A 25,558-nucleotide genomic window follows, 5' to 3' on the forward strand; every position below is an offset into this window, starting at 1 on the left:
CAGCGGCGACGGCTCAGTGCGCGAGCTTGAGGGCTTCCTCGGCCTTGGTCCTGGCCTTGGCGTAATTCTCGCGGGCGGCATTGGCCCACTGGCTCTCGAGCTCCGCCTGTCTGGCGCCCTTCTCCTTGCCGCCGGTAAAGGCGCCGCGGAGTTCCGCGCTTGCAGCCTGCGCTTCCGAGACCGGCATGGCTGCGATCAGGTTGCGTGCCTCATCGGCTGCAGCCTTGGCCTGGGCGTTGGGCTTCTTCGCCAGCGCGGCGTCGACCTCGTGCAGCGTCTTGGTGACGCCCTTCAGCGCATCGAGCTGGAAGGAGATCAGCTGGTCGAACAGAGTGTCGACGACAGCGGTCCGGGCTTCGGATTTGTCGACGTCGAAGCCGATCATCTTCTGGAAGCGCGGATCGGTGAAGGGGTTGGGATAGTCGGCGCCGGCCTTGGCATAGACGGCCGGATTGACCGGCAGGCGGCGGATGCCGGGGTCGAGCAGGACCTCCTGGCCGGCCGGCGAGAGCAGGAACTCGACGAAGGCCTCGGCCGCCGCCTTGTTCGGTGGGTTCGCGATGATGCCGACATTGGCAGGCACGACGGTGGTCACGGTCGGGTAGACGAACTTGACCGGGAAGCCGGACGCCTGCGCCGAGAAGGCGAAGAAGTCGATGACGATGCCGACACCGACCTGCCCGGAGTTCACCGCCTCCGGCACCCCGAACGAACGTTCCGTGATCGAGCGGAAATTGCCCGACATCTCCTTGAGCGTGCGCCAGCCCTTCTCCCAGCCTTCGCCCTGAAGGATGGTCTCGACGGTCAGGTGCGTCGTGCCGGAGCGGGCCGGCGAGGCGATCGAGACATGGTCGTAGAAGGCCGGCTTGGCGAGATCCTGCCAGTCCTTCGGCTCCGGCAGCTTGTTGGCCTTGGCGTAGCGATCATTCCACATGATGCCGTAGCCCGATGCCGCGAAGCCGAAATAGAAGCCCTGCGGATCATTGATCGGATAGGAGCCGATCTTCTCGGGAATGCCGGCCGCCTTGGGCTTGTAGGGCGTCAGCAGCTTCTTGCCCTTGAGCACTTCGAAGGCGTCAGGAGCCGATGCCCAGAAGAGATCGACCTGGTTGTTGGCCTTGGTCTCCTCGACATATTTCACACCGGCATTGGTGTTGCGGTTCTGAACCTCGAGCGTGACGCCCGGAACCGCCTTCTCGAAGGCCTTCTTGATCGGGTCGGTCACGTCCTTGGAGAAGGAGGTGACGACGGTGACCTTGCCGGCCGGAGCCTGGGCGAGGGCGATGGTTGCGAATGACGTGCTGAGCGACAGGCCGAGGGCGGCCGCGAGTGCGACCCTGCGATTGACCATGATTTCCTCCAAGACAGTTTTTGCTCACCCGGCGTCGAGGCCGATGCACATCTGTCAGCAACGACGATGCCAACCGGGCGTCGTGTTGATTATGTTGAGGAAATCCCGGTTTGCGCGCGCAGTTCGCGGTCTCTGCGGGTCGTTGCGGTAACCGTCGCGTCGAGGGGATGGGTCAGGACGGTAACATCGCGACGTCAGTCGGGAAGCGCTGCCGCGCCACTCAATCCGTAGCGGCGCATCTTGAGGTAAAGGGTCTTGCGGGTGATGCCGAGGGCGGCTGCTGTGACGCCGATCCGGCCGCCATGGCGTTTCAACGCCGCGCCGATCACCTCGGCTTCGGCGAGCGCGATCTGTTCTTCCAGCGTCAGTTCGGCGCTCGATGGTCCGGCGACGGTCTCGTGATCATCGAAATCCTCGTCCATCCCCAGCAGGCTGCGTTCGGCGGCGTTGCGCAATTCGCGGACATTGCCGGGCCAGTCCTGCCGTGACAGGCGCTGCAGCAGATCGCGGCCGAGCGGCGGGGCGGAGCGGCCGACGCGAGCGGCGGCGAGCCCGAGGAAGTGCTGGAACAGCAATGGAATGTCCTCGCGCCGATCGCGCAGGGGCGGCAGGCGAAGCGTCACGACATTGAGGCGATAGACTAGGTCCTCTCTAAATCCGCCGGCCTTGGCCAATGCTGCGAGGTCCGCCTTTGTTGCCGCGACGATGCGGATATCGACCGCGATCTCGCGGTTGGAGCCGAGGCGTTCGATGCGCCGCTCCTGGAGTGCGCGCAGCAGCTGGACCTGTGCGGCCATCGGCATCGACTCGATCTCGTCGAGAAAGAGCGTGCCGCCGCTGGCATGCTCGATCTTGCCGATGCGCCGCTCGCGCGCGCCGGTGAAGGCGCCGGCCTCATGGCCGAAAAGCTCGCTTTCGATCATGGTTTCGGGAATGGCGCCGCAGTTCACCGCGACGAAGCGGCCGCTGCGGCGCTTGCCGAGATCGTGCAGCGCGCGCGCCGCGACCTCCTTGCCGGTCCCCGTTTCGCCGAAGAGCAGTACATCGGCATCGGCATCGGCCATGAGGGTCAGCCGCTGCCGCAAACGGACGATCGCCGGCGAGGCGCCGACAAGCCGCGCGACCCACGGGTCGTCGGTGGTGGCTCCGGCACGCAGCTGTCGGTTTTCGATGATCAGCCGGCGGTAATCGCTCGCCCGGCGGACGGTCTCGGTGAGGAGCACGGGATCGGCCGGCTTCTCGACGAAATCCCAGGCGCCGTCGCGGATCGCCTTCACCGCCATGGGGACGTCGGCATGGCCGGTGACGAGCACGACCGGAATTTCCGGGTCGATCGCCCTGACCGCCGCCAGCAGGCCAAAGCCGTCGCGGCCGGGCATCCGGACATCGCTGACCAGAACGACGGGGCTGTCGCGGGTCAGCAGGGGAAGGGCTGCGTCGGCCGAGCGCTTTGCCGCGACCTCGAAGCCTTCGAGCTCCAAGGTCAGCCGGCAGGCCTCGAGAACCTCGGCATCGTCGTCGACGAGAACAATCCTTGGCGCATTCATGCGTCAATTTCCATGGCAGCCATTGCGCGGCTCGGCAGGGCTTCGAGCATAATCAGAAAGCGTGTGCCGGCGGGACCGGAACTGGCGACGGCGAGGGTGCCGCCAAGGTCCTTGATGATGTTGTAGGAGAGCGAGAGGCCGAGGCCGAGCCCAGAGCCGACCGGCTTGGTCGTGAAGAACGGGTCGAAGATTCGCTCCAGATGCGCGCGGTCGATGCCGGGCCCGTTATCCTCGACCCAGATCTCGACGGCCTTGCCGCGTTGGGCCGCGCCGATCGCGAGCGTCGGGTCCGGCCGGCCTGCGATGGCATCGAGGGCATTGGCGATGAGGTTGACCAGGACCTGCTCCAGCCGGATTTCTTCGGCGCGGACATAGAGCCTTTCGCCTGGCATGTCCTGCTTCAGCGCCACCTGCCCGGCATCGAGACGCGGACCGAAGAGCGACAGCGCCGTCTCGACCACACCGCCGACCTCGACGGGAGAAAGCGTCACGCCCGGCTTGCGGGCGAAGCGCCTGAGGTGAGCAATCAACTCGGCGGCGCGCGTTGTCAGCGCCTGGATGCGCATGATGGCGTGGCGGGCCTCGTCTGGACGCTCGCGCTCCAGCAGCAGCACGCCGTTATGGGCATGGGAGCGAATCGCCGCCAGCGGCTGGTTGAGTTCGTGGCTGAGGCCGGCAGCCATTTGACCGAGCGCGGCCAGCTTGGCCGCCTGGATCAGGTCGTCGCGGGTCTGCCGGAAGACCGCGAGCGCGCGGGCGAGGTCGCCGAGCTCGTCATTGCCCGCGTGGGGCAGAACAGCCGAGGACTGCCCGCTGGCGATGCTGGTCGCGGCTTCGGTGAGCACGCGCAGCCGCGCGACGAGATGCCGGCGGACATAGAACCAGCCGATGAGAAGGGCTCCGATCAGCGAGGCGGCGGCGATCGCCAGGAGGAGGTTGCGGCCGAGCCTGATCGCTGTGGCCGAACGCTCGGCAGCGGCCTTCGCGGTTGCTTCCGTTCTCTGGACCTCCTGGGAGACCAGTGTGCCGAGCTCGCTGACCAGCCGCCGGCTTTCCGTGATCAGGCGTTGCGCGTCGGCCTGGGCCGCCAGCTCGGCACGCTTGATGGCGGGTAGTCCGGTGCCGGCATCGGCAAGTCCGATCAGCCTTTGGGCAATCTGCCTGACGGTAATGGTATCGGGCCAGCCATTCAGCGCCCTGGCCTCGATTTCGAGCTGGTCGACCGCCTCGCCGATGACGTGGCCCGTCTGCTCCATATCCTCGCGGGTGCGGACCACGCCGAGCCGCCCGTAAAGTCCGACGATCAGGTTCGCCTGGGCATTCAGCGTCATCAACGCCGCGCTCTTGCGGGTCTCCTCGCGAATGGCATTCGGCTTGGCCGCGCTTGGTGCATCGGTTCCGGCCTGGCCGAGCGCCGTCTCGATATTGAAGCGGGCATCGTCGGTGAGCGGCTCGATTTCGTCGAGGAGATCGGCCTGGAGCCAGCGCAGTTCCTCACCGATGGCGCGATTGCGCTCGCCAAGCGGGAAGCGCCGCTCCGAGACCGCATCGATGGCTTTGAGATTGCTGCGGATTTCCGTCGCGACCGCGGCGAGGGCGGGCGAGGCGAACCCTCCCTCGGCCCGCTCGGCCAGGACCCGGTCGAGCTCGTCCAGCCGTTCTCCGACAAGTCGTCGGCTGCGTTCATAGGCGTCGCGCCGCTCGGCATTGGCAAGCTCGGGCATGCTGGCGATGACGCGCGCGCTGGCTTCGGCGAGCCTCGCCGACGAGGCCAGGCCCGGCAGATGATCGCGGGCGATGGCCGCCAGTTCCGTGCTCAGGCGCTCATAGGAGATGACGCCGACGATGCCGGCGCCGACGGCGAACAGACCGACGCCGAGAAAGGCGGCGATCAGGCGTTCGCCGATGCCGAAACGTCGGTCTCGCCAGAGGCGCCTCATGGCAGCCCTCCGGCCAGCCCATCATCCGAGTTGGTCCACCCTGCGGCGGCGAGCCGTTCGGCAGCCTGTCGCAACCTGACTGTGGCGTCAGCGGCTTGGGCTGCGATTGCGCTGCGGATCTCGGCTTCGATACGCGCCTGTGCCTCTGGAACGGCCAGGCCCCGAGGCACACGCACAAGATCGCGAAAGCGTTCGGGCTGGCCGAGTTCCGAGGCGGTGATGGGCGGCCGCACCAGCGCTTCGCGCACTTCGGTCAGGAGGCGGGCGGCCTGCCCGTCGGGATAGGCGAGAAGCGCGGCCTCCAGCCCCTGGAGGCTGCGCCAGAGCCGGGCATGCTCCGCGCGGCGGAAGGTGATCCACTCGTCGAAGATGATGTTGACCAGTTCGTAGCGGCCGGCCGACAGCCCGGCATCGAAGCGTGTCCGGTTGAAGAGGCCCGACAGATCCGAAAGATGCGGCGGCGCCTCGTCGGCACCATAGGCAGCCGGTGAGACAGCAAGCCGGCCGATCCGCGGCTCGCGCAGCAGTTTCTGGCCCTCGGGCGAGAGCACGAAGTCGATGAAGAGCTCGGCTTCCTTCGGATTGGGTGACGTTGCCAGCCGTGCGATGCTGGCTGGTGCGAAGAGCGTCTCCTCCGGCAGCAGGAAGCGGCTGGTCTCGCCCTCCGCGCCGGCGGTTTCTGCCAGGAAATCGATCGAGATACCGATGCCGAAGCGGCCGCGCGCCACACCGGCCGTCACCCCGAAACTGCGCGCCGTGATGGTGGCGAGATTGCCCCCGATCTCGGACCAGAGCGCCCAGCCACGTTCCCAGCCGAGCGATTGCAGCAGGGCTTCGACCATCAGGTGCGTCGTGCCGGAGCGGGCCGGCGAGGTCAGGCCGATATGGCCGGCATAGGCGGGGGCGGCAAGGTCGGCCCAGTTGCGCGGTACCGGGAGCCCACGCGCCGCAAGATAGGACGGGTTGTAGACCAGCCCGTAGCCCGAGACGGCAAAGCCGAGATAGTGCCCATCCGGATCGTTGACGGGGTAGCCCGCGATGGTCTCGGGGGCGCCGGTCGCCCGGGCCTGCAGCGGTGCCAGCAGCCTGCTCCGTTTCAGCAACTCGAAGGCGTCGGGGGCCGAGGCCCAGAACAGATCGGCCTCCTGACGCTGCTGCGTCCGGATATCCGCAACGGCTGCGGTGGTCTTGCGCTGCACGACCTCGACCGCGATGTCCGGGTGCCGATTGCGAAAGGCCGTCCGGAAGGGCTCGAAAAAGGCGGGCGGGAACGAGGTGATGATCTGGACGCGGCGAGCTTCTGCCGGGCCGGCGGCAAGCCAGGCGAAAGCCGCAAGGGCAAGGCAGAGACGTGCCGCGCGTCGGATCATGAATCTGTCATATAGCCGGCAACCGGACCCGCATAGATCGACGGGTGGACCTTCGCCTTCGCCGATCCTAAACATCGCTCGTCACGGCGAGGGGAGATGGGATTGAGCGGGACGAATCTGATCGAGAGCCTGGCGGGGCTGAAGGCGGGCTCCCAACTTGCGGACGCCGTATCAGAGCGCTCCGGGATCATGGAGATGAGCCAGGCCAGCCATGACGCGGTCCTGCTGCCGCGCGAGCCGGGCGGTCTGAGCCATGCCGAACGTGCGGCGCTGGCGGTCAGGATGGCCCGATGGAACGGGGATTCCGGGCTGGCCGCTCACTACCGGGAACTGCTCGGCCAAGCCGGAGAGACCTCCGCGCTGGCGGCGATCGCTTCGGGCGCGGCCCTTGAGCAACTCGGCGCGGATGCGCGGCTCATCGCGGTCACGCGTCATGTCGACATCCTGACGAAGACGGTCAAGGACGCGACGCGGGCGGATATCGAGGCGCTCAAGGCGGCAGGCATCGCGGAGCCCGACATCGTCCGGCTCGCCGAGCTTGCTGCCTTCGTCAATTACCAGGTCCGCGTGATTGCCGGCCTGCGGCTGCTGGAGGAGGTCCTGTGAGCGCTCCGGTCCATGAGTTCACGGCCGAGGTGCCGCGCTGGTCGCCCTATGTCACGCCGGTCGCGCTCGAGGACGCGACGCCGGAGCAGCTCGATGCGCTGCAGATCACGCCGTCGAACAAGAAGGTTTCGGCCTATGTCCTCACGCTCGCGCATGATCCCGAATCCCTGAAGGTGCGCTCGCCGCTCTTCAACGCCATCATGTATGGCAGGGGCGGACTGTCCTCGGCCGAACGGGAGCTTGGGGCAGTCGGCGCCTCGATCGTCAATCGCTGCGTCTACTGCGCGGCAGTGCATGCCTCGCGCTTCAACCAGTTGACGAAGCGGACAGACGTGATCGAAGCAATCTTCGCCGATGGCGTCGATGCCGAGCTGGAGGAACACCAGCAGGCGATCTTCGATTTCGCGGTCAGGCTCTCGAAGACGCCGTCCGAGGCGACACCGGCGGATATTGCCGCGTTGCGCGATCTTGGACTGTCGAAGCTTGAAATCCTCGACCTGATCCTTTCCGCCTCGATCTTCGGCTGGGCCAACCGGCTGATGCATACGCTCGGCGAACCGGTTCGCGACTGAGCCGTCCACGCAGCAAGAGTCCATCGAACATGCGTGTCGCCATCATCGGCTCCGGCGGTATCGGCCGAGGCTATGCCGCCTATCTGACGCAACATGGGCATCAGCCGGTGCTGTGGTCGCCGAGCGGAGTGGCCCTCTCGGATTTCGCCGGGCGCGCGGAACTGACGGTAACCGGGAAGATCGTCGCATCCTTGCCCATCGCGGTCGCGCAGAGCTGTGCGGACGCCGTGGCGGGCGCCGAAACCGTCATCGTGGCGGTGCCGGCCAATGGCTTCCGAACCGTGCTGGAAACGCTTTCGGAGCATCTGCATCACGGCCAGAGCGTGGTCATCAGCGCGCATAGCTCCTTTGCCGCACTCTATCTGCATGACCTGTTGGCGAAGCGCGGGATCACGCTGCCGATTGCCGCCTGGGCGACGACCGCGCTGACCGCGCGCAAGACGGGGCCGCGCAGCGTCAACATCTCCGGCATCCGTGCCCGGCTCGACGTCGCGACCGGGCCGCGACGCTTCGCAGCGGAGGGGCACTCGATCTGCCAGGCATTGTTCGGCGATCGGTTCGAGCCCCGTGAAGACCTGCTCGCCATCATGCTGAGCAACCTCAATCCGCCCGGGCATATGGCGAGCATGCTGTGCAATCTGACCCGCGCGGAACAGGGCGAGGATTGGCCGAATTACGGGAGCACGACGCGCGGCGTCGGCCGCATCATCGATGCGATGGACGCGGAGCGGCTCGCGCTTGCGGCGGCCTTCGGACTCGCGGTGCGCAGTGTGCAGGATCACTATGCCCTGTCCTTCGGCGTCACGCCTGGCCCTGTCGGCGAGATGGCTACCGCGGTCTATGCCATGCGCCCGGAGCTGATGGGGCCGAAGACGCTCGATACCCGCTTCATCACGGAGGACGTGCCCTTCGGGCTCGTGCCGCTCGAACTGCTCGGCGCCATCACGGGCGTGGCAGTGCCGTTGCATCAGGCCGGCATCGCGCTGTTCAATGCGGTCTGCGCGCGGGATTTCAGGGCGGAGAACGATCTCCTGCCGTTGCTGGATCTGGGCGGCCTGGACGCCGCTGGTCTGCACAAGCGGTTGCGCGACGGCTGAGGCCGGGTCGTCGAACGTCTGCTGACAGGCGCTGACAAGCCGTTTGGCCACGATATGACGAGACGGGTTGGGACGGCTCTCCGAAAGCGGGTGGTCTCAATGCCCGTTTGCGACAAGAATGCCGCCAGCCAGCTTGAACGAGGAGCCGTCATGTCCGCAGCAGCAAAGGGCGCCATCAGGATCGGCATCGGAGGCTGGGTTTTCGAGCCTTGGCGCGGCAGCTTTTACCCTGACGGTCTCTCCCAGAAGCGCGAGCTCGAATATGCCAGCAGCAAGCTGACTTCGATCGAGATCAACGGCACCTATTACGGCTCGCAGAAGCCCGAAAGCTTCGCCAAATGGCGCGAGGAGACGCCGGACGGCTTCGTCTTCTCGTTGAAGGGTTCACGCTATATCACCAACCGCCGCGTGCTTGCGGAAGCTGGCCCCTCGATCGAGAAATTCATCACGGGCGGCGTGCTGGAGCTCAGGGAGAAGCTCGGCCCGATCAACTGGCAGTTCATGGCGACCAAGGCCTTCGACCCGGTGGATTTCGAAGCTTTCCTGAAACTGCTGCCGAAATCCGTCGAAGGCCGCGCGCTCCGCCACGCCGTCGAGGTTCGCCATGACAGTTTTCGCTCGCCGGACTTCGTCGCGCTGCTGCGCGAATACGGCGTAGCGGTCGTCACTGCAGCGGATTCCAAATACACGCAGATTGCCGATCCGACGGCGCCTTTCGTCTATAGCCGCATCATGGGCACGCAGGAGGCCGAACCAAACGGCTATTCGGCCACAGACCTAGACGCCTGGGCCGAGCGCGCCCGTCGCTGGGCGGAAGGCGAGGTGCCGAAGGATCTCGACACAGTCGCGACGCCCGCAGGAGTGCAGGGCGGCCGCGATGTCTTTTTATATGTCATCAGCGGCGACAAGATCCGCAACCCGGCTGCCGCAATGGCCTTGATCGAGCGCGTCGGCGGCAAGGGCTGAGGCCCGTCAGGCCGGTTCCTGGCAGACATCGACCCATTCGGCCTTGGTCAGCTCGACCATGCGTTGTGGGCTGATGCGGAGCGCGCTCTGGGCGGATCCGGCAGCCGGCACGACTTCATCGAAAGCCTTCAGCGTGATGTCGCAATAGACCGGTAGCGGGGAGGCAAGCCCGAAGGGGCAGACGCCTCCGACCGGATGGCCGGTGATCTCGGTGACCTCGCCGAGATCGAGCATGCGCGGCTTGCCGCCAAAGGCCGCCTTGGCCTTGCGGTTGTCCAGCCGTGCATCGCCGCGCGCGACGACCAGCACGACCCGCTCGCCGATCCGGAGCGAGAGCGTCTTGGCGATCTGCGCCGGCTCGACGCCATGAGCCGCCGCGGCTAGCGAGACCGTCGCACTGCTCTCTACAGTCTCGATTATGGCGATGTCCGGCGCGTGCTCCGCGAAGAACGAGCGAACCGATTCGAGACTCATGCCGAGGCCTTTCCAAAGAACCAGCGTAGCAGCAGCGCGATCGCCATCGGGATGCCGAAGACGATGAGCAGGATCGGAGCCTCCTCGAGAACCGTGTAGCCGGCGCGGGTCACGCCAACGACGAGATTGATCAGCGAAACCGCGAGCCAGAGCGGAATGAACAGTTTGACCGCATAGGCGATGGGGTGCGCGCTGCTGCGGTTCACCCGCGGCGCCAGGAACAGCAGCAGGCCGAGCAGCGCAAAGCCGGCCGAGAGCATCTTCATCGTATGCATGCGTCAGGCCTCCTTCGGCCGAAGCGAGAGCGTTTCCCAGGCCGCGACCAGGACCAGGATGAGCGTTGCACCGAAGCTCAGCGCGAGCGGCGGCAGGATCGCGCCCGTCGGAGCCCAGAGGACCAGCAGTCCAAGCCCGACGAGGTGGGACAGCGGATACCATCCTGCCGTGGCCTTCTTGAAGAGCAGATTTCCGATCACGTAGAAGATCGGCCCCGCGATGACGGCGATCGCCACCTTGAGCTCGGTGTGGCCGGTCGGGTGCGCGAGCACGAACTCGTCGCCGACGGCGACCAGGATGATTCCGGCGACGAGGAGCAGAGGGATGAAGGTGTAGGCGCTGCGAGCCAGCGAGCCCGGATCTTCCGCCATGGAGATGCGCTGGCTGCCGCGCTCGGCGCCGACATGAAAATACAACCACCACATCGCGACGGAGCTGAGAAAGGCATTGGCGAAGGCAAGCGAATTGGGCAGCGTTGCTGCCAGCTTCGATGCGGTGGCGCCCGTCACCAGTACGGATTCACCGAGCGCGATGATGATGAAGAGCGCGCATCGTTCGGCAAGATGCGCGCCTTCGATATCCCATTCGGCGGTGCTGGAGCGGCCGAGACCCGGCACCCTGAAGCCGATCCAGGGCGCGCCATATTCAAGCGCAAGTGCGAGCGCCCAGAACCCGAAGCGGAGACCGCCATCGGCTAATCCGCCGATGATCCAGAACACGCCGGACAGCGCGAACCAGAGGCATATGCGTTGGAAGTTCCGGTAGTTGGCGGGGCTGCGGCCCCGTAGGCTGATCAGCGTGAAGACGCTGCGTCCAAGCTGCATCGCGACATAGGCGCAGGCGAAGATCAGGCCGCGATCCTCGAATGCGCCCGGCAGCGAGGTCGTGAGCGCCAGGCCGATGAACATCAGCACGAACAGCATCAGACGGACCGGCGTCGAGTCGGGGTCGAGCCAGTTGGTCACCCAGCTCGTGCAGACCCAGGCCCACCAGACCGCGCCGAGCAGCAGCGTGGCCTGGGCGAGCCCAAGCAGCGTGAAATGCTCCAGCAATGTGTGCGAGATCTGCGTGATCGCGAAGACGAAGACGAGATCGAAGAACAGCTCGACGAAGCTGACCTTGGCGTGTTCGTGTGCAACGCGCGTCCGCAAGGGCGTGCGCCGCTGATGGGTCTGCGTCATGCCGGCCTCGCTCGCGACGCCGGCAGAATAGGACCAGGCCGCGCCCGTGGTCGAGAGCGGCCCTTGCGGCGTCCGCGCCTCAGTGGCGGAAGTGGCGATGGCCGGTGAAGACCATGGCGAGGCCGGCCTCGTCGGCCGCCTTGATCACTTCGTCGTCGCGCATCGAGCCGCCGGGCTGGATCACCGCCGTGGCACCGGCCTCGGCCGCGGCAAGCAGGCCGTCGGCGAAGGGGAAGAAGGCGTCGGAGGCCACGACCGAGCCCTTGGCGAGGCTCTCGGCAACGCCAGCAGCCTTCGCAGCCTCGCTCGCCTTCCAGGCCGCGATGCGCGAGGAATCGACGCGGCTCATCTGGCCCGCGCCGATGCCGACAGTCGCCTGACCCTTCACGTAGACGATGGCGTTCGACTTGACGTGCTTGGCGACGCGGAAGGCGAAGCGAAGATCGGCGAGCTCGGCCTCGCTCGGCGCGCGCTTGGTCACGACCCGCAGTTCCATGTCGTCGACGACGGCGTTGTCCCGAGCCTGTGCGAGAAAGCCGCCGGAAACGGTGCGCAGCGACAGCCCGCCGCCGCGCGGATCGGGCAGGCCGCCGGTCAGCAGCAGCCGCAGGTTCTTCTTGGCGGCGATCATTGCGATTGCCTCGTCATCGGCCTCGGGCGCGATGATCACTTCGGTGAAGACCTCGACGATCTTCCGTGCCGCCTCGGCATCAAGCCTGCGGTTGAGCGCGACGATGCCGCCGAAGGCCGAGACCGGGTCGCAAGCCAGCGCCTTCTCATAGGCCTCGAGCAGCGAGCTGCCGCTGGCGACGCCGCAGGGATTGGCGTGCTTGACGATGACGCAGGCGGCCGAGACTGCAGGATCGAACTCGGCGACGCATTCGAAGGCGGCGTCAGTGTCGTTGATGTTGTTGTAGGAGAGCTGCTTGCCCTGGACCTGGCGGGCAGTCGCGACACCGGGGCGCTGCTCGGGGGTGCGGTAGAACGCGGCCCATTGATGCGGGTTCTCGCCGTAGCGCAGCGTCTCGGCGAGGCCGCCACCGAGGGCGCGGTAGGCCGGGGATGTCTCCGCCAGCTCGTTGGCGAACCAGTTCGAGATCGCGGCGTCATAGGCGGCGGTGCGGGCATAGGCCTTCTGGGCGAGCTTGCGGCGCAGCGTCAGCGTGGTCGCGCCCTTCTGGCTCTCGAGTTCCCCAAGGACGGCGGCATAGTCCGACGCGTCCACCACGACGGCAACGTCGTTGTGGTTCTTGGCGGCGGCGCGGATCATCGCGGGGCCGCCGATATCGATGTTCTCGATGCAGTCGTCATAGGCGCGGCCGGCGGCGACGGTTGCTTCGAACGGATAGAGATTGACGACGAGCAGGTCGATCGGCGCGATGCCGTGGCCGAGCATCGAGGCCTGATGCTCGGGATGCGAGCGGATGGCGAGAAGGCCGCCATGCACCTTGGGGTGCAGCGTCTTGACGCGACCGTCCATCATTTCCGGGAAACCGGTGAGATCGGAGACATCGGTGACGGGCAGGCCGGCCTCGGCGATCGCCTTGGCGGTGCCGCCGGTCGAAACCAGCGCGATGCCAAGACGGTGAAGGGCGCGCGCGAATTCGATCAGCCCCGTCTTGTCGGAGACGGAAAGAAGGGCGCGTTCGACGCGGCGAAGCTCAGTCGGCATCGGGACAATCCGGTGTGCAGTGCAATGAAGGCGGCTTGGCGGGGCCGTATCATGCCGGGCCCTGGATGCAAAGGGCGGTGTCCGGAGCGGCGTCCCGCCGTCAAAGCGGCAGTTGTGCCTCGGGTCCGCCCCGTTCATGCGACCGCGTTGCCCGCGGTGCCGTGCCGACGCGGGTCAAGCGCCAGGTGACTTGCGGCGTCACGGCAGCGTCGAAGCTGATCGTCAACTGCTCGGTTCTCCGTTTGCCGTCGGCTGCGGCGAGGAAGATGCTTTCCTCGATCGTGACGGCAAGGCCGGAGGCTTCGAACTCCCAGACTTCGCCGGATGGCAGCGCGAGCAGGGCGCCTTCGCCCTCGCGGATCAGGCTCGTTCGGATACCGGGGTGCAGATGGAAGCGTGCCACGGCCGGCAGGGTTTCGGTTCCCTTGGGCAGGGCGATCTCGTCTTCGCCTGTCAGCGTCGTGCCGTCATTGCTGAGCAGCAGGCGGCGGGTGTGCAGGGCGCCGAGATTGCGGTGGTAGCCATCATGGCTCGCGACCCATTCATGGCCTGCCTCGCTGTCCTGCCGCGCGACGCGCACGTCGGAGGGGCCGGCGATGATGCGGTGTTCACCGAGTACGAGGCCGAAGGAGGCGCTGGAGCGCTCCGCCAGGATCACCGTGGAATGGGCTGCGGTGCTACGCGCGGCCAAGCGGAGCTCGGGCGGTCCGAAACGGCTGGCGCCGCAATTGACGATGATGCGCTGGCTGCCGCTTGAGAACTCGAAGGACAGGCAACCTGCATGGGCCTCGACCGAGTTGGCCCCTCGCGGCGCCGCGCCGGCATCGACCACCACGGTGCTGCGGCCGGCGCCGAGCCGATCATAGCCGGAATAGGCGGCATGCTCGATCGGCCGCGCGCGGGCGTCGTCATAGGCCGCGAGCGTAGCCATCAGATCGGGCGGGGTAATGCCCATGCCGTTGAAGAGGGCGAGCGAGCCGTCGCCATGCCGGAACAGCCGCAGATGCGGCATCATCCGCTCGATCGCCATGAGGACACTGCGCGGAGGTTCGAGCCCGCGCGCGACGAATGTCTCGCGCAGGGGCAGGAGATCGAGCAGCAACTCGATGATCAGCCGCGGATTGCGGCTGAGATGGCCGCCATCGGGCAGGATCTGGACGTCGAGCTCGTCGGACAGGGCGGCCTCGGCGCGCCTCAGCCGGCGCTCCTGGCCGTCGAGGCTGATCGCGGCGAAGGTCACTGCGATCAGGCATTGCAGCCGCGCTGCGCCATCGACCGCGCCGGACAGCGTCAGCCTCAGCCGCTCCGTCAGCCGCCCGACATGGCGGATGAAGCGCTCGTAGAAAGCGTGATCTGCGCCCTCGAGAAGGAGCGGCGAATGCGACAGGAAGGAGATCAGTCGACGCGCGGCGACAGCCGGCTGCCTTGCGATCTCGCTGCGGTCGTGCCGCCTGTCGATGAACTCGTCGACCAGCGCGCGCGCATTGGCGCGGGCGATCGCGGTATCGGCGGCGCGCATGTGCCGAAGCCAGGAGAAGCCGTACAGGGCCTCGGACCAGCCCTCGCTCGGCGGCTGGCAGTCGAAGGGCGATTCGCCATGGGTTCTCAGCGTGCGTCCGGCGAAAGCATAATACCCGGAATAGATATCGCCGGCCGTAGTCGGATCGGCGGTGCGCAAATCATGCGGAGCAAAGAGCAGACGGGTGGCCTGGACATGGCCGAAAGGCCAGAGCTTCCGCGCGGCGCCGACGAACTGGCCACGCGTACGCCGCGCAGCCCGACCGATCGCCGCCTGGGCAAGCCCCCTACGCTCAGTCCAGCCGTTCAATGCCCCCGCTCACCCCGTCCCGATGCGAATCGTCCCGGAGGACGTGGTCGCGCCCTGCGAATCCCGGTTTCGTCATAGCCTGATCAGACGGCTTGCGTAAAATCCTGTCCATCCTGAGAGCCGCGGGCTTTCGCCGCGAAGCTGATGCGGCAAGGTACGAAGGTCGCCGGCGGCGTTGATCGCCTCAGGGAGGCCGCCGATTTCCTCGGGCTTGATCGGCACGCGCGCAAAATCCGGGTTCGCGGCGAGGAAGGCGTCGATCTGGTTCTCGCCCTCTTCCGGTTCAAGCGAACAGGTGCAGTAGACCAGGCGGCCGCCGGGCCGCGTCAGGCGCGCCGCCGCGTCGAGCAGCCGGGCCTGGAGTGCGGCGAGCTTGTCGCGATCCTCGGGTGTCTTCGTCCAGGCGACATCGGGATGGCGGCGGATCGTGCCCGTGGCGCTGCAGGGGGCGTCGAGCAGAACCGCGTCGAACGGCTCGGCCTGCCAGTTTGCGGCGTCGGTCGCCAGGATCTCGGCCGTGAGCCCGAGCCGTTCCAGATTGGCGCGCAGGCGGCGCAAGCGCGGCGCCGAACGATCGACTGCGGTGACGGCGGCGCCGGCTGCCGCGAGCTGTGCCGTCTTTCCGCCCGGGGCGGCGCAGAGATCGGCGATGCGTTCGCCCGGCTTGGGCGCCAGCAGCAGCGCCGGCAGTGCGGCGGCCGCGTCCTGCACCCACCATTCGCCTTCCGCGAAGCCAGGCAGGCTCGGCACCGGCGAGCGTTCGCGCAGACGCACCGATCCGGTCGGCAGCACGATGCCGCCGAGTTTCTCGGCCCAGCCTTCGGCGTCACCCTTCACGCTCAGATCGAGCGGCGGCTCGTCGGCGTGGCTTGCTGCGATGGCGGCGGCCGTTTCATCGCCATAGGCGCTGCGCCAGCTTTCGGCGAGCCAGGGCGGGGTGTCGGCAAAGGGGGCGGCGCTTCCGTTCAGGATCGCGTCGCGCTCGCGGGCAAGCCGGCGCAGCAACGCATTGCCCAGCGCGACATAGCGGGCCGAACGCGCATCCTCGTGGAGATGGCGGATCGCGAGATCGACGGCGGCATGATCCGGCACGTCGAGGAACAGGATCTGGGCCGCGCCGGCGACCAGAATCGGCTCGAACGGGCCCGAATTCTTCGGGCTGCCGCGTTCGAGCCGCGCATTGATGGCGTGCTGGATCGTGCCGAGCCGGCGGAAGGCGGTGATGGCGATGGCGCGCGCCAGTGCTGCGTCGGCGGCGTCGAGCCCGAAGGCCGGGCTCATGCGTTCATAGGTTTCGTCGAGCGCGGTGCCGGCCCGGAGCACCTCGTCGATCAGGTTCGCTGCAAGGCGGCGCGCCGGCAGACCCGGGGCATCATCGGCTGGCCGGGCGGGAGCCGGTGCCGGTTTGCCGCGCGAATTGTCCTGTTCAGTCATCTCAGCCCCACGGGCCGGGCTTGTGGGAGCCGTTCCACGGGCTCTGTGCGGCCTGGCTGGTGAAGCCGCCGGCATTGCGACCCCGGCCGATACCCATGGCGCGCGCCTGTTCCATCAAGGCGGCGATTCGATTGCCGGTGTCGGGGTGGGTCGAAAACAGAGAATCCATGCCGCGTCCGCTCAGGGGATTGATGATGAACATGTGGGCCGTAGCAGGCTTGGCCTCCGCCGTCTCGTTCGGAATATGCGCGACGCCCCCGGCGATCTTGGCAAGCGCGTCCGCGAGCGCGACCGGATTGCCGCAGATTTCGCCGCCGAGCCGGTCCGCCTCGTACTCGCGGGAACGCGAGATCGCCATCTGGATCACCATCGCGGCCATCGGCGCGAGCACCGAAATCAGGATCTGCACCAGCAATCCCGGCCGGTTCTCGCGCGAGCCGAAGAACATGCCAAAGGTGGTGAGCGAGGAGATTGCGCCCGCCATGGTCGCGGTGATGGTCATCGTCAGGGTGTCGTGATTTTTGATGTGGGCAAGCTCGTGTGCCATCACGCCGGCGAGCTCATCGTAGCTCAGCGTGCGCAGGATGCCCGTGGTCGCGGCGACGGCTGCGTTCTGCGGGTTCCGCCCGGTGGCGAAGGCGTTGGGCTGCTCCTCGTCGATCAGGTAGACCCTCGGCATCGGCATGTTGGCGCGCGCGGCAAGGTCGCGCACCATGCCATAGAGTTCGGGCGCGCTGCGCTCGTCGACCTCATGGGCATTGTGGGAGGCGAGCGCGAGCCGATCCGAATTCCAGTAGCTGTAGAGATTGGTCGCGGCGGCGATCCCGAGCGCGATCAGCATGCCGCCCGCGCCGCCGAGCAGATAGCCGACCACGGCGAAGAGCGCGGTGAGGCCGGCCATCAGGATGCCGGTGCGGACGTAGTTCATCTTGGTCCCCTTTGTCGGTCGCAGTCCGGGATGATGAATTCGCTCTCCCCGAATGCGGATTTGCGCCTTATGTGGTGAAGACCATGCCGATCCCGCAAGAGAGCGCTGTGCCAATGCCGAACGACATTGCCAAGGATCAAACTTCGGCCAAGGATCAAGCCTCGGCCAAGGATCAAGCCGCGGTCCTGACGAGCGAGACCGATCGGGCCAGGAGCCTTTCGCCGGCGGCGCAGCGCGCATTGGCCGAAGCACAGGCGCGACGCGCCGAGATCGACGCCAAGGCGGCGGCGGCAAAGCGTGACAAGGAGCTCAACGGCCGCGGTGGTCTCGATCCGGTGCGCTACGACGACTGGGAAGTGAAGGGAATCGCGAGCGATTTCTGACGGGTGGTTGCCAAGCCCCACGCCTGCCGTCAAACAGGTCGGGACGGGGATGGATCGGCCACGCATGGATCGCGACACCAAACGCCTCGCCGCCTTGCGGCGACTTCTGACCGAGGCACACCAGAAACTTGGATTGAAGCTCGGCTTCGCATTATGGGACGGGAGCCGCATCCCCTCCGAGTGGCCTGAGGACGGCCTTGCGATCGCGATCCGCGACTCCGGCGCCGTTGCAGCGCTGCTCCGCAAGCCGAAGCTCGACACGCTGCTGCATCTGCATGTCACCGACCGGATCGCGATCGTGAACGGAACGATCTTCGATCTCGCGGCGGCGCGCCCGGAGGGAAAGGTCGCGCGGCTGGCGCTCGGTATCCCGAAATCGGCGGTGTTCGATGTCGTGAGGCGCTTCCTGCTCGCGCCCGGCGCCGCGCCGCAGGCCGTCGAGCACCTGCAGGGCGACAAGGCCACCCGCGATGGCGCTCCCGCCACCAACAAGGCCAATATCGCCTATCATTACGACGTTTCGAACGCGTTCTACCGGCTCTTCCTCGATGAGGAGATGGTCTACACCTGCGCCTATTTTACCGAGGATCATACCGATCTCGAGCGGGCGCAGCGCGACAAGCTCGACATGATCTGCCGCAAGCTACGCCTGCAGCCCGGCGAGAAGCTGCTCGATATCGGCTGCGGCTGGGGCGCGCTGATCTGCCATGCCGCGCAGCATTATGGTGTCGAGGCACATGGCGTGACGCTTGCCGAGGAGCAGCTCGCGCTGGCTCGCGAGAAGGTCGAGCGACTCGGTCTTCAGGACAAGGTCACGCTGCATCTCAAGGATTTCACGGAGATGGAGGGGGTCTTCGACAAGATCTCCTCGATTGGCATGTTCGAGCATGTCGGCATCCGCAATCACCCGGCCTATTTCCAGGCGGTGAACCGGCTGCTCAAGCCGCGCGGTCTCTATTTGCACCATACGATCTCGCGGCGAGCCAAGAAGACCGAGCGCGCCTTCAACAAGATGCCGGCCGAGTACCGGGCGTTGGTGCGCTATATCTTCCCGGGCGGTGAACTCGACCATCTCGGCATGTCGATCGCCAATCTCGAGCGCCATGGCTTCGAGGTGCATGATGTCGAGGGGTGGCGCGAGCATTACCAGCGCACGACGCGGCTATGGTTCGAGCGGCTGAATGCACGCAAGGCCGAGGCCGAGGCGGAGATCGGTCCCGAGCGGACGCGGATGTGGCTGCTCTATCTCGCGGGCTGTTCGCTCGCCTTCGAGCGCGGTGGCGCGCTGATCAACCAGACGCTGGTCTCGAAGCGGCGCAAGGGACCATCGGGTCTGCCGCTGACGCGCGCGGACCTCTATCGCTGAGCGTGGCGAGAAGCGGATAGGCAATATGGTCGGCCTGGAGCCGACCATCTCGTCCTGGAATAGATTTGTGATCCAGGATGCCCGGGGCCAGCCCGGGCATGCGCGCAGGGCGCGTCTTACTTCTTCACGAAGAGATCCAGCTTCCCGTAGTGCTCGGCCAGCAGGTAGTAGAAGGTCAGGCGCGACTTGGTCTTGTCGTCCTTCATATGCTCGCAGGTTGCCTTGATGGATGCATCGAGATCGGCGCTCTTGAGACCGAGTTTCTTCTTCAGGAAGTTCTCGCGGACACGCTCCAATTCGGCCGGATCCGTGCAGGCGACGAAGCGGGTGTCGGGCTTGCCCATGACGAGCGCGTAGGATTTGGACATACCGGCAAAGGCAGCTTCGTTGACGGCCTTCCTGGCGTATTTCTTGACGTCGGCGAGATGATCCATCGATAGCCCCTGTTGGGCTCGGTGCTTCAGGCCCGAGCGCGATTGAAGTCGTGCAAGCAAACGTTAACGCGCTTCTTTGTCGCAGGCGAGAGGTTACGCTAGGCGATGTTGGCCTTTTTCGGCGAGGCGTTCAGAGCGGTTGCATTGCGTCGGCGAGATGGCGGTCCCCGCTCCGAAACGGGTTGAGCAAGCTGCCGTTCGATGTTGCGATGCAACACCGCCATGGAGCTTGATTCCTGATGAAGCCGACCATCCTCATGGCGCCGCGCCTGCCTGATCGGCTCGTCGCGCGTCTGAACGAAAGCTACACATTGCTTGGCCCGATGGCGCGCTCAGCTCCGGATGCGTTGCCAGCAGGGGCCGAGGAGGTTCAGGCTCTCCTGACCATCGGCAGCCACAAGACGGATGCGGCGTTGATCGATGCCCTGCCGAAGCTGCGGTTGATCGCGTGCTACGGCACGGGTTTCGAGGGGGTCGACCGGGTGCGCGCCAAGGAGCGCGGCATCCTGCTGAGCAATGCCGCCGACAGCAACGCGACAAGCGTCGCGGAATTTGCCATGGGCCTGCTCCTGGCCAGCGCGCGGCAGATCAATAGCGGAGACCGGTTCCTGCGCGCCGGACGATGGCAAGGCAATGCGGTCGCGCGGATGGCGCATGTGCCTGGACTGGCTGGTCGCAAGCTGGGCATTTACGGACTTGGCGCCATTGGTGCTCGCATTGCCAGTCGCGCTGCGGCCTTCGACATGACGATTGGCTACCATAATCGGTCGCCGCGCGCAGACCTGCCCTATCTCTATCACGACAGCCTGCTCGGGCTGGCTCACTGGGCGGACCTGCTGGTCGTTTCGGTGCGTGCCAGTGCCGAGAACCGCTACGCGATCAACGCGGAGGTACTGAAGGCGCTCGGTCCGCAAGCGCATCTCGTCAATATCTCGCGCGGCATCGCCGTGGACGAGTCTGCGCTATGCGACGCGCTCGAGGCGGGCGTGATCGCGGGTGCGGCGCTCGATGTCTACGAGAACGAGCCGCATGTCTCCGAGCGGTTGCGGGCCTGCGAGAATGCGGTGCTGACGCCCCATATCGGCGCCAACGCGGAATCGGCGCAGCATGCCCAGCAGGATTTGCTCATCGGCAACCTCGCGGCCTTCTTTTCCGGAAAGCCATTATTGTCGCCGGTTGCCCTCTGAAGCTTTAGTCCGAAAAGTGGATTGCGGTTTTCGGGGCAGCCGATGCAATCACCCGAGATAATCTAAGGCAGGACCACCACAGGCGTGCCCATGCGGACGCGGGCATAGAGATCGATCACGTCGGGGTTGTGCATCCGGAAGCAGCCAAAGGAGGCCGCCGTTCCGATCGTGCCCGGCGCGTTGGTGCCGTGGATGGCGTATTCACCACCCGGCCCGAGACCGATGACGCGGGCCCCCATCGGATTGCGGGGCGAGCCGCCGGCGATGACGTTGGGCAGGTTCGGCTGGGCGCGCTTGACCTCGGCCGGAGGACTCCAGGCTGGCTCGACTGCGAGTTCCTCGACATATTTGACGCCGCGCCATTGCTTGCCGGCTTTGCCGACGGCGATCTGGTAGCGGATCGCCTCACCAGGCGCCGTGACGAAATAGAGGCTGCGCTGGCCGGTGCGGATCACGATCGTGCCTGGGTAGTAGCGCTGGTCCTGGAACTGGACGAGTTCGCGGGCGAGCGCGGGGCGGCCGGCGAAGGCAAGGGCCAGCAGGGACATCGCGCCTGCAAGTAGCAGGTCGATGGGGGCGAGGCGTCTGGTCACGGTTCATCTCCCGCTTCGGGTTCTGCGGGAGATGTGGCGCTGCGACCGTGAACCGGCGGTTGAGCGATATGGTGAAGCCTGGATTCACGATGAATCCGGCGTAAAATCGATCATTCCGATGATTTCGATCAGGCGTTCAGGGCCTTCATCCGATCGAGAGCCTCGGCCACATCTCCGTCCGACAGCGCCAGTCCAAAGCCGAACCGAAGCACGTCGCCGCGATGGTCCGTGGCCATGCCGTGCCTCGCCAGTGCCGCCTCCAGCGCTCCGGCTCCCGTGGTGCGGAAGGCGAGGAAATTGCCATGTGCCGCAGGATTGCCAACGGGCGTGATCAGCTGCGCCGGGGATAGCCAGGGAATTGTCAGCATATCGAGGCCGGAGAGGAACTGCCGCATCAGGGAGATGGCGTGCTCGTGGACGTGATGCGCAGCGAGACTGTTGGCCTGCAGCCATGCCAGCACGGCTCGCATGCGATAGAGCCCGCTGGGATCGAAGGTGGCGCCGAGGAAGCGACCGCCATCGGCGGAGTAGCCGACACTGCTGCCGGGCGGAGCCGCGAGCGCGCCGAAGGCTGCAAACCAGCTGGTGTCGCGCGGGCGCGGGCCATAACCTGGCGGGCAGTGCATGAAGCAGCAGCCCTCGCCGGCCATCGCGTATTTATAGCCTCCGGCGATGTAGAAGACGCGGTCCGCAATCGCCGAAAGGTCGGTCGGCAGGGCGAGGTAGCCGTGATAGCCGTCGATCGCGACCAGGGTTTCCTCGGACGGTACTGCGCCGGCAAGCGCTGCGAGATCACCTGAGGTCGCTCCCGAATTGAACAGGACCTGGCTGACATAGATCAGGTCGTGGCCACCGGCGATGATCGCCGTCCGGAGGCGCTCGTGAAATGTCGCGAAGGGCTCTGCGGCGATCTCGTCGAGCTGGATCAGTCGCTCTTCGGCCAGTCGGGCGAGCTGCCGCCGAGCCGTGTGGAATTCGGCGCTCGTGGTCAGTATGCGAGGGGTGCGGTCGGCTGGCAGGCAGGAGAGGAGGCGACGCAGGAATTCGTGGGTGTTCGGCGCAAAGGCGATGCTCAACGGATCGGGAAGCCGGAGCTCGCGGGCGATGCCGGCCTGAACCGCCGGAATCAGCTCGCCGAAGACGAGGCTCCATTTATGGCCTGCGAGGCGGGCGGCGTCGGTCCAGGCCTGTTCCTGCGCCGCGAAACTGACATCGGGCCAGTCGTGATGGCTATGCGCCGCGAGGTTGATCCGCTCCGGTGCCGCGTTGCGGAAACGGCTGAAATGAGCTGTCCAGTCGCCGTGCATCAGGCGGCCCCGTAGCTGAAGCCCATGCGCCGGCGTACCCCCTCGGGCAGGGCCGGCAGGTCCCGGGCGGCGAGCAGATAACTGGAGAGATGGAAGAGGTCGATGAAGATGCGGTGCTTCTCGGCCGTGGCGCGTAAATAACCCGAGCCCGAGGAGCCGCCGGTGCCGGGCCGGACGCCGATCATGCGCTCGACCATGAGCGCATGGCGCAGGCGCCAGAGCGTCAGGCTTTCGTCGATGTCCATCAGGTTTTGCAGGAGCCGGAAGGGCAGCTGCAGCACGGGCATGTCGCGATAGAGCGCGATGAACAGGGCTGCTTCGATCGCGCGCGCCGACATGTGCCAGGTCGTGCCGGCGGCGTCCGGCTCGAACAGGGCCTGGAAGCGGGCGAGCGCCGTTTCGATCGCGGCGGCATCGGCCTGGCGCTGCGCTTCCGGCAGGGACGGATCGGTGCCGACGCTGCGCGCATCGCGCTGCAGCGCCGCGGTCACGGCGGCACGATAGCTTTCACGGAAACTGTAGTCGCCAAGTGCGACGAAGGGCGTGCGCGCGAGCCAGGCGTCAAGCTGAGATAGCAGGGACGGTCTATGCTCGGCGTCGAGTTTGGCACGATCCTCGGGCGCGAGGCGTTCGCGCATGCTCTGATCGTCGATCCGGAGACGGAGCGTATCGGCGAGACCGAGACGGCTCTCGATCAGCCGGAACTGCACGGACTGGAAACCCGAGGCCGGGGTCAACAGGTCGCGGAATTCGAGGAAGCCGGCGGGCGTCATCGTCTCCAGGACGTCGAGCTGGCCCACCAGAAGCTTCAGGATCTCATGAATGCGGCCGAGGCCCGCGACGATGCGGCCAAGATTCTCGTCGGCGACCGGGCTCGCCGAGAAGTCGAGCTGGATGCGGTCGAGCTCATGCAGGATTTGCTTGAACCAGAGCTCATAGGCCTGATGGACGATGATGAAGAGCATCTCGTCATGGGCCGGCGTGCCGGCCTTCACGCTCTCCAGGGTCTGGCAGGCCAGCAGATCGTCGACCTGAAGATAACGTCCGTAGGACAATCTGCGCGGTGAAGCGGACATGATCGCGGACCCCGGTTCGGAGCAATTATTTCAAGCTTAAAATAACCGCTCCGGGGGATCAAGCGGCTGCGTTGGGGCGGTGCTGCTGGGGCAGGAGGAAGGGCAGGCCGGCGGCGGGCGCGCGGCTGAAGCTGAGGTCGACCTTGAAGACATTGCGCAGCAAGGCGTCATCCAGCGTTGCTGCCGGCGCCCCCTGGGCGACGATGCGGCCGCGGTCCATCACGACGAGGTGGTCGGCATAGGTCACGGCGAGATTGATATCGTGGAGCACGATCAGCACCGCCACGCCGCGGGCCGCAATCGCGCGTGCCATATCGAGCAGGGCGAGCTGATGGCAGAGGTCGAGGCTGGCGATCGGCTCGTCGAGGAAGAGGGTCTGCCGCGCAGCGACGCTGCGACCGGCCTCGAGTTGGCAGAGCACGCGGGCGAACTGCACGCGCTGCTGCTCGCCACCCGACAAGGTCTGATAACGCCGCGCGGCGAGCTCGGCGACGCCGGCCGAGGCTAGGCATTCGCCGACGAGGGCTTCGCGGCGCTGACGCGACAAGGCGCGCCCGACACCGTCCACGCCGAGGCGTGCGACCTCATAGACGCTGAAGGGAAAGGCGAGCCGCGTGTGCTGCGCCATCACGGCCCGCTGGCAGGCCAGGCGCCAGGACGGGATCGCGGAGAGGCGCTCGCCGTCGAGCAGGACCTCGCCATTGGCAGGCTTCAGTTCGCCGGTGACCAGCTTGAGCAGGGTCGATTTGCCGGCGCCGTTGGGGCCGATCAGGATCGTGGTCTTGCCCGGTTTGAGATCGAGCGAAGCCTCGCTGACCAGCGCGCGCCCGCTGGCCATGAAGCTCAGGGACCGGCCTGACAGGATCGGCTCGTTGTTGATCGGCTCAGACATCGAGACCATCCGCGCGACGCAGCAGGAGCCACAGGAAGAAGGGCGCGCCGAGTGCTGCAGTGACGATGCCGATCGGCAATTCGGCCGGGGCGACGATCAGGCGCGCGACGATATCTGCGGCGACGAGAAGCGTTGCTCCGCCGAGCGCCGAGAGCGGCAGCAACAGCCGGTGATCGGGGCCGATGGCGAGGCGGATCAGATGCGGCACGACGATGCCGACGAAGCCGATCACGCCGGCCGAGGCGACGCTGGCGCCGACGGCCAGGGCCACGAGCAGGATCGCCAGCGCCTTGATGCGCTGGATCGGGATGCCGAGATGGTAGGCTTCGGCCTCTCCGAGCATCAAAGCGTTCAGCCCGCGGGCCAGGAGGGGCACCGCCAGCAGCAGCGGCAGGACGATGGGCGCGATGACCACGAGCTTGGTCCAACTCGCGCCGCCAAGGCTGCCGAGCGACCAGAAGGTCAGGTCGCGCAGCTGTCGGTCGTCGGAAATGAAGGCGAGGACGCCGGTCAGCGCGCCGGCAAGCGCGCCGAGCGCGACACCGGCGAGCAGCATGGTCGCGACCGAGGTCCGACCCTGGCGGGTCGCAATGAGATAGAGGGTCAGCGTCGAAATCAGGCCGCCGCAGAAAGCGCCGAACGGGAGGGCTGCAAAGGGCAGCTTCATCGTCAGGCCGGCGAGAAGGCGGTCACCGAGCACGATGGTCGCAGCCGCTGCCAGGCCGGAGCCGGCGGAGACCCCGACGAGGCCGGGATCCGCGAGCGGATTGCGGAAGAGCCCTTGCATCAGGGCTCCGGAAATCGCGAGTGCGGCGCCAACGAGGGCGCCGAGCAGCACGCGCGGGAGGCGGATATTGAGGACGACGAGCGCGTCGCGCCCTTCCAGCAGGGCGGTCTCGCCTGTCAGCCTGGCCCAGAGGATCTCGGCGACCCGGCCAGGCGGAATCGAGAACGCACCTTGCCCGACGGCCACGATCATCAACAGGCCGCAGAGCAGAACAAGGCCGACGATGACCAGAACGGCCTGCCGCCGTTGTCCGGCTGCGAAGCTGGCGAGCGCGGCCGTGGCCATCGTGTC

The 25,558-nt window shown here is 66.6% G+C and carries 24 protein-coding genes; 7 read left to right on the forward strand and 17 right to left on the reverse strand.

The genetic code is table 11. The annotated features are described in order from the left end of the window. Positions 1-13: 13 nt before the first annotated feature. From AB4118_RS27275 to AB4118_RS27290, 4 genes are all read right to left on the reverse strand, one after another. Positions 14-1,351 (reverse strand): ABC transporter substrate-binding protein, encoded by a 1,338-nt coding sequence (locus tag AB4118_RS27275; protein ID WP_441492687.1) that lies wholly within the window; start codon positions 1,349-1,351, stop codon positions 14-16. Positions 1,352-1,545: 194 nt separating this feature from the next. Further along, positions 1,546-2,898 (reverse strand): sigma-54-dependent transcriptional regulator, encoded by a 1,353-nt coding sequence (locus AB4118_RS27280; RefSeq protein ID WP_441492688.1) that lies wholly within the window; start codon positions 2,896-2,898, stop codon positions 1,546-1,548. Then, the gene (locus tag AB4118_RS27285) at positions 2,895-4,838 is read right to left on the reverse strand and encodes an ATP-binding protein (RefSeq protein WP_441492689.1); all 1,944 of its coding nucleotides are present in this window, start codon (positions 4,836-4,838) and stop codon (positions 2,895-2,897) included. Before AB4118_RS27285 ends, AB4118_RS27280 begins: the two co-directional genes overlap by 4 nt. Beyond that, positions 4,835-6,208 (reverse strand): ABC transporter substrate-binding protein, encoded by a 1,374-nt coding sequence (locus AB4118_RS27290; protein WP_441492690.1) that lies wholly within the window; start codon positions 6,206-6,208, stop codon positions 4,835-4,837. The genes AB4118_RS27285 and AB4118_RS27290 overlap by 4 nt, the downstream gene beginning before the upstream one ends. Before the next feature lie 102 nt (positions 6,209-6,310). Between AB4118_RS27290 and AB4118_RS27295 the strand changes: the two genes are divergently transcribed. From AB4118_RS27295 to AB4118_RS27310, 4 genes are all read left to right on the forward strand, one after another. Continuing rightward, on the forward strand, positions 6,311-6,814 hold the full coding sequence (locus AB4118_RS27295; protein ID WP_441492691.1) for a CMD domain protein: 504 nt from the start codon (positions 6,311-6,313) through the stop codon (positions 6,812-6,814). Then, positions 6,811-7,386 (forward strand): peroxidase-related enzyme, encoded by a 576-nt coding sequence (locus tag AB4118_RS27300; protein WP_441492692.1) that lies wholly within the window; start codon positions 6,811-6,813, stop codon positions 7,384-7,386. Before AB4118_RS27295 ends, AB4118_RS27300 begins: the two co-directional genes overlap by 4 nt. Positions 7,387-7,415: 29 nt before the next feature. Next, positions 7,416-8,483 carry an NAD/NADP octopine/nopaline dehydrogenase family protein gene (locus AB4118_RS27305; protein WP_441492693.1) on the forward strand — a complete coding sequence of 356 codons (1,068 nt, stop codon included), beginning with the start codon at positions 7,416-7,418 and terminating at the stop codon, positions 8,481-8,483. Between the two features lie 150 nt (positions 8,484-8,633). Continuing rightward, the gene (locus tag AB4118_RS27310) at positions 8,634-9,449 is read left to right on the forward strand and encodes a DUF72 domain-containing protein (RefSeq protein ID WP_441492694.1); all 816 of its coding nucleotides are present in this window, start codon (positions 8,634-8,636) and stop codon (positions 9,447-9,449) included. Between the two features lie 6 nt (positions 9,450-9,455). On the opposite strand, the gene AB4118_RS27315 is transcribed toward AB4118_RS27310, so the two are convergent. From AB4118_RS27315 to htpX, 7 genes are all read right to left on the reverse strand, one after another. Continuing rightward, positions 9,456-9,923: a YbaK/EbsC family protein gene (locus AB4118_RS27315; protein WP_441492695.1), complete on the reverse strand. Its 468-nt coding sequence runs from the start codon at positions 9,921-9,923 to the stop codon at positions 9,456-9,458. Beyond that, the gene (locus AB4118_RS27320; protein WP_441492696.1) at positions 9,920-10,198 is read right to left on the reverse strand and encodes a hypothetical protein; all 279 of its coding nucleotides are present in this window, start codon (positions 10,196-10,198) and stop codon (positions 9,920-9,922) included. The genes AB4118_RS27315 and AB4118_RS27320 overlap by 4 nt, the downstream gene beginning before the upstream one ends. Positions 10,199-10,201: 3 nt before the next feature. Then, positions 10,202-11,380: a low temperature requirement protein A gene (locus AB4118_RS27325; protein WP_441492697.1), complete on the reverse strand. Its 1,179-nt coding sequence runs from the start codon at positions 11,378-11,380 to the stop codon at positions 10,202-10,204. Between the two features lie 79 nt (positions 11,381-11,459). Beyond that, positions 11,460-13,052 (reverse strand): bifunctional phosphoribosylaminoimidazolecarboxamide formyltransferase/IMP cyclohydrolase, encoded by a 1,593-nt coding sequence (purH, locus tag AB4118_RS27330; protein WP_441492698.1) that lies wholly within the window; start codon positions 13,050-13,052, stop codon positions 11,460-11,462. Between the two features lie 100 nt (positions 13,053-13,152). Further along, positions 13,153-14,880 carry a heparinase II/III family protein gene (locus tag AB4118_RS27335; RefSeq protein ID WP_441492699.1) on the reverse strand — a complete coding sequence of 576 codons (1,728 nt, stop codon included), beginning with the start codon at positions 14,878-14,880 and terminating at the stop codon, positions 13,153-13,155. 72 nt (positions 14,881-14,952) lie between these two features. Beyond that, positions 14,953-16,314 carry an RsmB/NOP family class I SAM-dependent RNA methyltransferase gene (locus AB4118_RS27340; RefSeq protein WP_441492700.1) on the reverse strand — a complete coding sequence of 454 codons (1,362 nt, stop codon included), beginning with the start codon at positions 16,312-16,314 and terminating at the stop codon, positions 14,953-14,955. A gap of 1 nt (position 16,315) precedes the next feature. Next, on the reverse strand, positions 16,316-17,242 hold the full coding sequence (gene htpX, locus AB4118_RS27345; RefSeq protein WP_441492701.1) for a zinc metalloprotease HtpX: 927 nt from the start codon (positions 17,240-17,242) through the stop codon (positions 16,316-16,318). Between the two features lie 113 nt (positions 17,243-17,355). Between htpX and AB4118_RS27350 the strand changes: the two genes are divergently transcribed. Next, positions 17,356-17,625 carry a DUF1674 domain-containing protein gene (locus tag AB4118_RS27350; protein WP_441492702.1) on the forward strand — a complete coding sequence of 90 codons (270 nt, stop codon included), beginning with the start codon at positions 17,356-17,358 and terminating at the stop codon, positions 17,623-17,625. A gap of 64 nt (positions 17,626-17,689) precedes the next feature. After that, positions 17,690-18,991 (forward strand): class I SAM-dependent methyltransferase, encoded by a 1,302-nt coding sequence (locus AB4118_RS27355; protein WP_441492703.1) that lies wholly within the window; start codon positions 17,690-17,692, stop codon positions 18,989-18,991. A 116-nt stretch (positions 18,992-19,107) separates the two neighbouring features. On the opposite strand, the gene AB4118_RS27360 is transcribed toward AB4118_RS27355, so the two are convergent. Further along, positions 19,108-19,425, reverse strand: a complete 318-nt coding sequence (locus AB4118_RS27360) for a DUF2853 family protein (RefSeq protein ID WP_069878671.1) — start codon at positions 19,423-19,425, stop codon at positions 19,108-19,110. Between the two features lie 239 nt (positions 19,426-19,664). Between AB4118_RS27360 and AB4118_RS27365 the strand changes: the two genes are divergently transcribed. Beyond that, on the forward strand, positions 19,665-20,612 hold the full coding sequence (locus tag AB4118_RS27365; protein ID WP_441492704.1) for a 2-hydroxyacid dehydrogenase: 948 nt from the start codon (positions 19,665-19,667) through the stop codon (positions 20,610-20,612). A 62-nt stretch (positions 20,613-20,674) separates the two neighbouring features. Here AB4118_RS27365 and AB4118_RS27370 read toward each other — a convergent pair whose 3' ends face one another. From AB4118_RS27370 to AB4118_RS27390, 5 genes are all read right to left on the reverse strand, one after another. Beyond that, positions 20,675-21,160 carry a L,D-transpeptidase gene (locus tag AB4118_RS27370; RefSeq protein ID WP_441492768.1) on the reverse strand — a complete coding sequence of 162 codons (486 nt, stop codon included), beginning with the start codon at positions 21,158-21,160 and terminating at the stop codon, positions 20,675-20,677. A 173-nt stretch (positions 21,161-21,333) separates the two neighbouring features. Next, positions 21,334-22,512 carry an aminotransferase class V-fold PLP-dependent enzyme gene (locus AB4118_RS27375; RefSeq protein WP_441492705.1) on the reverse strand — a complete coding sequence of 393 codons (1,179 nt, stop codon included), beginning with the start codon at positions 22,510-22,512 and terminating at the stop codon, positions 21,334-21,336. After that, positions 22,512-23,588, reverse strand: coding sequence for a tryptophan 2,3-dioxygenase family protein (locus AB4118_RS27380; RefSeq protein ID WP_441492706.1), 1,077 nt, complete (start codon positions 23,586-23,588; stop codon positions 22,512-22,514). Before AB4118_RS27380 ends, AB4118_RS27375 begins: the two co-directional genes overlap by 1 nt. 58 nt (positions 23,589-23,646) lie before the next feature. Then, a complete protein-coding gene (locus AB4118_RS27385; RefSeq protein WP_441492707.1) occupies positions 23,647-24,480 on the reverse strand; it encodes a heme ABC transporter ATP-binding protein in 834 nt (277 codons plus the stop codon). Beyond that, complete coding sequence (locus AB4118_RS27390; RefSeq protein WP_441492769.1) at positions 24,473-25,552, reverse strand: FecCD family ABC transporter permease; 1,080 nt, start codon at positions 25,550-25,552, stop codon at positions 24,473-24,475. Before AB4118_RS27390 ends, AB4118_RS27385 begins: the two co-directional genes overlap by 8 nt. Positions 25,553-25,558: the final 6 nt, after the last annotated feature.

The organism is Allobosea sp. 2RAB26, assembly GCF_052115465.1.
Lineage (GTDB): Bacteria > Pseudomonadota > Alphaproteobacteria > Rhizobiales > Beijerinckiaceae > Allobosea.